The organism is Flavobacterium sp., from assembly GCF_043756175.1.
In the GTDB taxonomy this organism is placed as follows: Bacteria; Bacteroidota; Bacteroidia; order Flavobacteriales; family Flavobacteriaceae; genus Flavobacterium.
Map to the genome: position 1 here is coordinate 1 of NZ_JAYURN010000046.1, position 5,658 is coordinate 5,658.

Consider the following 5,658-nt stretch of genomic DNA (forward strand, 5'->3'; position numbering starts at 1 on the left):
GCCAGGGCAATTATTAGTTAAAATCGTAAAAGATGAACTAACTGAATTAATGGGTGGTGATGTGGCAGGAATTAATCTTTCTGGAACACCAACTGTAATTTTAATGTCGGGATTACAAGGTTCAGGAAAAACTACTTTTTCTGGAAAATTAGCTAATTTTCTAAAAACTAAAAAGAACAAAAAACCATTATTGGTTGCTTGTGATATTTATCGTCCTGCAGCAATAAACCAGCTACATGTAGTTGGAGAACAAATAGGTGTTGAGGTATATTCTGAACCAGAAAACAAAAATCCAGTCGATATTGCTCAAAACGCAATCAAACATGCTAAGGCTAATGGTTTTAATGTAGTTATTGTTGATACTGCGGGTCGTTTAGCTGTCGATGAAGAAATGATGGCAGAAATTTCTCGTGTTCATAAAGCGATTCAACCACAAGAAACCTTGTTTGTTGTTGATGCGATGACAGGACAAGATGCAGTAAATACTGCAAAAGCTTTCAACGATATTTTAAATTTCGACGGTGTAATCCTTACTAAATTAGATGGTGATACACGTGGTGGAGCTGCGATTTCGATTAAATCGGTAGTAAACAAACCAATCAAATTCGTAGGGACTGGTGAAAAAATGGATGCGATCGATGTTTTCTATCCAGAACGTATGGCAGAACGTATTCTTGGTATGGGTGATGTTGTGTCACTTGTAGAAAGAGCGCAAGAGCAATATGATGAAGAGGAAGCTAGAAAAATCCAAAAGAAAATCGCAAAGAATGAGTTTGGTTTCGATGATTTCTTATCTCAAATTCAGCAAGTTAAGAAAATGGGTAATATGAAAGATCTAGTAGGTATGATTCCTGGAGCAGGAAAAGCCCTAAAAGATGTTGAAATTGAAGACGATGCTTTCAAACATATTGAAGCTATAATTTATTCGATGACACCAACCGAGAGAAGCAAACCAGCAATAATCGATGTGAAACGAAAAACTAGAATTGCAAAAGGAGCTGGAAGGAAGTTAGAGGAAGTTAATCAATTGATGAAGCAGTTTGATCAAATGAGCAAAATGATGAAAATGATGCAAGGTCCAGGCGGGAAAAATATGATGAAAATGATGGGCGGAATGAAAGGCGGAATGCCTGGAATGAAATAATATTAAAAAAAGGCGCGATTTATCGCGTCTTTTTTTAATAAAAATATTACACAACTACAATACAACAAATATAATGATTCTATTAGACGGAAAAAAAACAGCACAAGACATTAAAGTCGAAATTACAGCCGAAGTTAATAAAATGAAAGCCAACGGAGAAAAAGTACCACACCTAGCCGCAGTGATTGTGGGTAGCGATGGCGCCAGTTTAACCTATGTTGGTAGTAAAGTAAAAGCTTGTGAATTAGTAGGATTCGAATCAACATTGATAAAAATGCCAAGTACCACTTCAGAAACCGAATTGCTTAAAAAAATAAAGGAATTAAATCAGAATGACGACATTGACGGATTCATTGTACAATTACCATTACCAGAACAAATAGATACACAAAAAGTATTAATGGCTATAGATCCAAGTAAAGATGTAGACGGTTTTCATCCCGAAAATTTCGGAAAAATGGCACTCGATATGACTACATTTATTCCAGCAACACCTTTCGGGATTCTCGAATTATTAGAGCGTTACGGAGTAGAAACCAAAGGAAAACACACTGTAGTTATTGGTCGTAGTCACATTGTAGGTCGTCCTATGAGTATCTTGATGGGAAGAAAAGGTTTTCCAGGAAATTCGACAGTAACATTAACACATAGTTACACTAAAAATATTGCACAAATTACGACACAAGCGGATATTATAATTTCAGCATTAGGTGTTCCTAATTATCTTAAAGCAGAAATGGTAAAAGATGGGGCAGTTATTATAGACGTTGGAATTACTAGAGTTCCAGACGAAACAAACGACAAAGGATACTTAATTACTGGTGATGTCGATTTCGAAAATGTTTCTAAAAAAGCATCTTATATCACGCCAGTTCCTGGAGGAGTTGGTCCTATGACTATTGCAATGTTGCTAAAAAATACTTTGCTAGCAAGAGAACAACGAAAAGTAAATAATTAGTTTTTTATGAAAATTTCTGTTGCAACAAGATCTCAATTAGAGATTGTCAAAGATTTAGCTTATAAAATCTGGCCAAGCACTTATGGTTCTATTTTGTCAGGAGTGCAACTCAATTTTATGTTAGATAAATTTTATAATTTAGATTATTTAGAAAATCAATTGATAAATGAGAATCAAGTTTTTTTATTAATCGAAGAGAATAATAAATATTTGGGTTTTTGCGCGTATGAATTGAATTGTGAATCTTCAAACAAAACCAAATTACACAAGATTTACGTTTTACCAGAAACACAAGGAAAAGGAATTGGCAAAATATTATTAAATGAAGTAGAAAAAATAGCTTCTGAAAATAATAATTCAGCACTTTTTCTAAATGTAAACAGGTACAATAACGCACAAGAATTCTACAAAAAACAGGGTTATTTAGTAATTAAAACAATTGATATCGAAATTGGAAACGGTTATTTGATGGAAGATTTTGTGATGGAAAAAACTTTATAAATAATCGTATATTCGTAAAATGAATTTCCTGCGAAAAATACTATTTCCATTTGCCATTTTATATGGTTTTATAACCAGTATTCGTAATTTTCTTTTCGATTTCGGAATTCTAAAATCCTATTCTTTTCCCATTCCAGTTATTGCCGTAGGGAATCTCAGTGTTGGTGGTACAGGAAAAACACCACAAATAGAATATCTAACCAGATTATTATCTCATCAATACCAGATTGCTACTTTAAGTCGAGGCTATAAGCGAAAATCTGAAGGTTTTGTCTTGGCAAATGAGACTTCAAATGCAGAAATTTTGGGTGACGAACCATTTCAGTTTTATAAAAAATTTCCAAATATTCAAGTCGCTGTCGATGCCAATCGCAAAAATGGAATTGAACAATTACTTTCGTTATCTAATAAACCAGACATAATTTTGTTAGACGATGCTTTTCAACATCGTAAAGTGAAGGCAGGATTTTATATATTACTTACCGCCTACAACGATTTGTTTATCAATGATTTCATGCTTCCCACAGGTAATCTTCGAGAAAGTAGGAGTGGAGCGAAAAGAGCTGATATGATAATTGTCACAAAATCTCCGAGAGATATTTCTGAACTTGAACAAAATAAAATAAAGAAATTGCTACTTCGTGCGAATGATAAACAAGCAGATGTGTTTTTTACTTATATAGATTATGATGATAAAATATATTCAAATAATAAAACATTGAATGTAAATGAGGTAAAAACTGTTGATAAATTACTTGTTGCAGGAATTGCTAAACCTGAATCCTTTTTTGCATATTTGCAATCCGAAAATGACGAATGTTTAATTTATCCTGATCATCATCATTTTTTAGAAAAAGATATTATTGATATTAAAGAGAAAGCAAAAAATAAAATCATTATTACTACCGAAAAAGACTTTGTTCGCCTTAGTGAAAAACTAAAAAGCGACAACCTTTTTTATTTACCAATAAAAAGCTCATTTGTAAATAACGAAGATGATTTTGATAAAAAAATTATAAATTATGTGAATAAGAATTTGAAAATAAATAATATTTAGGACTAAAATATTATTTTGCCTTTTTCTCGCGGTTTTAAAAACATAAAAAATTTCTTTGTAGAAGAGGAAATATGTAATTAAGCAGTAATCATTAAATACACCTTTATATTATGAGTCTTTTAAAAACATCTCTATCCATTGTATTATTCGGAATGGTATTTTCATGTAGTAAGAACGAGGATCCAACAATAATTCCAATGCAGGTGTCAACAGTGACAAACATTTATACCTGTGGAACAGAATTTAATGGGACAAAAAATGTTGCTAAATTTTGGAAAAATGGAACTCCAACAAGTTTAACAGACGGAACTAAAAATGCAGTGGCAAAATCTTTAGTTGTTGTAGGGAATGATGTGTATGTGGCTGGAAAAGAAAAAAATGGTATGTTTGATGTTGTTAAGATTTGGAAAAATGGAATAGCCACAAATCTAACAGATGGAACTAAATATTGTGATGCATTCGCTCTAGAAGTTGTAGGGTCTGATGTATATGTTGCGGGGTATGAATATAACGGAACAACAAATGATGTAGCCAAATACTGGAAAAATGGAGTTGCTACAAGTCTAACTGATGGAACTAAATATGCTTATGCAAATGACATAAAAGTGATAGGAAATGATGTATATGTGGCAGGTGATGAACATAATGGAACCAATGGTGTTGCTAAAATTTGGAAAAATGGGATTGCCACAAATCTAACTAATGGAACTAAAAATGCAGTAGCATATGCTTTAACAGTTGCTGGCTCTGATATATATGTGGCAGGATATGAAAAAAATGGACCTGCATTTTCTGATAAAGAAATTGCAAAATATTGGAAAAATGGAATAGTAACAAGTCTAACCGACGGAACTAAATCTGCAATGGCGTTGGATTTAACAGTTGTAGGTAATGATGTCTATGTGGTAGGATTTGAAAGTAATGGAACAAAAAATGTTGCAAAATTTCGGAAAAATGGTATTTCTACTAATCTTACTGACGGTACTCAATCTGCAACTGCAAGTGCTCTTACAATTATAGGGACTGATGTGTATGTAGCAGGGTGGGAAAATACCACTACACAAACTGTTGCCAAATATTGGAAAAATGGTATAGCTACAAATATTATTACTAATGCAAATTTAGGATCGGGAGCTAATTCTATATTTATTACTACAAATTAATAGATTTAAATAAATTATGTGGGAACAAGTACAACAAACGGCTGATTTTATTATAAATAAAACCGATTTTTCGCCAGAATATGGTGTTATTTTAGGTTCGGGATTAGGGAATTTTACCAATGATATCGAGGTAAAATATATTTTGCCTTATTCAGAAATTCCAAATTTTCCAGTTTCTACAGTTGAAGGACACAAAGGTGCTTTAGTTTTTGGAACCATTCACGGAAAAAAAGTAGTTGCCATGCAAGGGCGTTTTCATTTTTATGAAGGTTACGATATGAAGCAAGTTACTTTTCCTGTTCGTGTGATGAAATTTCTTGGAGTAGAAAAATTGATTGTATCTAATGCGTCTGGAGGTGTAAATCCTAATTATAAAGTAGGTTCGATTGTGATTATCAAAGACCATATAAATTTTATGCCAGAACATCCACTTCGTGGAAAAAATGATGAACGCTTTGGCCCACGATTTGTAAATATGAGTGAACCATATAGCCGTAAAATGATAGCTAAGGCAAAAGAAATTGCTTCTGATTTAAACATTAAAGTGGAAGAAGGCGTTTATCTTGGTTTGCAAGGACCAACTTTTGAAACACTTTCAGAATACCGAATGGTTAAAATTCTTGGTGCCGATTGTGTAGGAATGTCTACCGTTCCCGAAGTTATTGTAGCAAGTCATATGGGTTTAGAAACTTTCGGAATCTCGGTAATAACGGATATGGGTAACGAAGAAAGCATCGATACTATTACACATGCTGAGGTACTTGAAGCCGCTGGCAAAGCTGAACCGCATGTTCGTAGTTTGATAAAAAAATTAATTATACAATATTAGTTTCTG

The 5,658-nt window shown here is 33.1% G+C and carries 6 protein-coding genes; all 6 read left to right on the plus strand.

The features are described from left to right. A partial coding sequence (gene ffh, locus ACH2BP_RS02790) for a signal recognition particle protein (protein ID WP_395056792.1) occupies nucleotides 1–1,144 on the plus strand: 1,144 nt, incomplete at its 5' end. 73 nt (nucleotides 1,145–1,217) lie between these two features. Continuing rightward, entirely contained in the window at nucleotides 1,218–2,102 is an 885-nt protein-coding gene (locus ACH2BP_RS02795) for a bifunctional 5,10-methylenetetrahydrofolate dehydrogenase/5,10-methenyltetrahydrofolate cyclohydrolase (RefSeq protein WP_394759321.1), read from the plus strand. Between the two features lie 6 nt (nucleotides 2,103–2,108). Beyond that, the gene (locus ACH2BP_RS02800; RefSeq protein WP_395056794.1) at nucleotides 2,109–2,603 is read left to right on the plus strand and encodes a GNAT family N-acetyltransferase; all 495 of its coding nucleotides are present in this window, start codon (nucleotides 2,109–2,111) and stop codon (nucleotides 2,601–2,603) included. Between the two features lie 19 nt (nucleotides 2,604–2,622). Then, the gene (gene lpxK / locus ACH2BP_RS02805) at nucleotides 2,623–3,660 is read left to right on the plus strand and encodes a tetraacyldisaccharide 4'-kinase (protein ID WP_395056796.1); all 1,038 of its coding nucleotides are present in this window, start codon (nucleotides 2,623–2,625) and stop codon (nucleotides 3,658–3,660) included. A gap of 110 nt (nucleotides 3,661–3,770) precedes the next feature. Beyond that, complete coding sequence (locus ACH2BP_RS02810) at nucleotides 3,771–4,823, plus strand: hypothetical protein (RefSeq protein ID WP_395056798.1); 1,053 nt, start codon at nucleotides 3,771–3,773, stop codon at nucleotides 4,821–4,823. 16 nt (nucleotides 4,824–4,839) lie between these two features. After that, nucleotides 4,840–5,652: a purine-nucleoside phosphorylase gene (locus tag ACH2BP_RS02815; protein ID WP_395056800.1), complete on the plus strand. Its 813-nt coding sequence runs from the start codon at nucleotides 4,840–4,842 to the stop codon at nucleotides 5,650–5,652. The last annotated feature ends 6 nt before the right edge of the window (nucleotides 5,653–5,658 follow it).

Excerpts from the sequence above, each read along its gene's own strand:
- ACH2BP_RS02810 (WP_395056798.1), top strand. The coding sequence starts at position 3,771 with ATGAGTCTTTTAAAAACATCTCTATCCATTGTATTATTCGGAATGGTA.
- ACH2BP_RS02795 (WP_394759321.1), top strand. The coding sequence starts at position 1,218 with ATGATTCTATTAGACGGAAAAAAAACAGCACAAGACATTAAAGTCGAA.
- ACH2BP_RS02800 (WP_395056794.1), top strand. The coding sequence starts at position 2,109 with ATGAAAATTTCTGTTGCAACAAGATCTCAATTAGAGATTGTCAAAGAT.
- ACH2BP_RS02815 (WP_395056800.1), top strand. The coding sequence starts at position 4,840 with ATGTGGGAACAAGTACAACAAACGGCTGATTTTATTATAAATAAAACC.
- lpxK (WP_395056796.1), top strand. The coding sequence starts at position 2,623 with ATGAATTTCCTGCGAAAAATACTATTTCCATTTGCCATTTTATATGGT.